The sequence below is a fragment of the Mesobacillus stamsii genome (assembly GCF_030814065.1).
Taxonomy (GTDB): domain Bacteria; phylum Bacillota; class Bacilli; order Bacillales; family Cytobacillaceae; genus Mesobacillus; species Mesobacillus stamsii.
The window spans coordinates 1-1,145 of record NZ_JAUSUN010000068.1 but is presented as its reverse complement, the minus strand read 5'-3'; the positions used below and the strand labels follow the sequence as shown (position 1 = coordinate 1,145).

Below are 1,145 nucleotides of genomic sequence, written 5' to 3'. Positions count from 1 at the left end.
TTACTTACAGCTCCCCGAAGCATATCGGTGTTAGTCCCGTCCTTCATCGGCTCCTAGTGCCAAGGCATCCACCGTGCGCCCTTTCTAACTTAACCAATGTTTTCGGTGAAGGATCAGCTTCGAATCTCTTCGTCAGCTGCTGATTCACCTTTTCTTGGTCATCCCTCTTCTTTTCAGAAAGAAGGAAAACTAAAATGGCAATCAAGGAATAATAAACATTATTCCCACTCGGTTTTTCTTGGTTCTTCTTCCTTACGATTATCTAGTTTTCAAGGAACAAATGCTTGGTGGAGCCTAGCGGGATCGAACCGCTGACCTCCTGCGTGCAAGGCAGGCGCTCTCCCAGCTGAGCTAAGGCCCCATTTATGAAATAGTGAACATGGTGGGCCTAAGTGGACTCGAACCACCGACCTCACGCTTATCAGGCGTGCGCTCTAACCAGCTGAGCTATAGGCCCATCTATGAGGAATCGCTCCCTCAAAACTAAACAAACAAGCGAGCCAACTAAGCGGATTACATCCGCTGAATGTGGATTACATCCGCTAAAAACGGATTACATCCACAGTACGAATCCTAAGATTCGCATTCCGATTGCCTTTACGGCAATATCCTTAGAAAGGAGGTGATCCAGCCGCACCTTCCGATACGGCTACCTTGTTACGACTTCACCCCAATCATCTGTCCCACCTTAGGCGGCTGGCTCCAAGGTTACCCCTAGTTACCCCACCGACTTCGGGTGTTACAAACTCTCGTGGTGTGACGGGCGGTGTGTACAAGGCCCGGGAACGTATTCACCGCGGCATGCTGATCCGCGATTACTAGCGATTCCGGCTTCATGCAGGCGAGTTGCAGCCTGCAATCCGAACTGAGAATGGTTTTATGGGATTGGCTTCACCTCGCGGCTTCGCTGCCCTTTGTTCCATCCATTGTAGCACGTGTGTAGCCCAGGTCATAAGGGGCATGATGATTTGACGTCATCCCCACCTTCCTCCGGTTTGTCACCGGCAGTCACCTTAGAGTGCCCAACTGAATGCTGGCAACTAAGATCAAGGGTTGCGCTCGTTGCGGGACTTAACCCAACATCTCACGACACGAGCTGACGACAACCATGCACCACCTGTCACTCTGTCCCCCGAAGGGGAACG

Annotated in this window: 2 tRNA genes and 2 rRNA genes; all 4 read right to left on the bottom strand. The window is 51.3% G+C overall.

Annotation, left to right across the window (positions count from 1 at the left end):
- A 23S ribosomal RNA gene (locus J2S25_RS20000) occupies positions 1 to 95 on the bottom strand; the annotation flags it as partial.
- Between the two features lie 190 nt (positions 96 to 285).
- Positions 286 to 361 (bottom strand) — tRNA-Ala (locus tag J2S25_RS19995).
- 19 nt (positions 362 to 380) lie between these two features.
- Positions 381 to 457, bottom strand: a tRNA-Ile gene (locus tag J2S25_RS19990).
- 158 nt (positions 458 to 615) lie between these two features.
- A 16S ribosomal RNA gene (locus tag J2S25_RS19985) occupies positions 616 to 1,145 on the bottom strand; the annotation flags it as partial.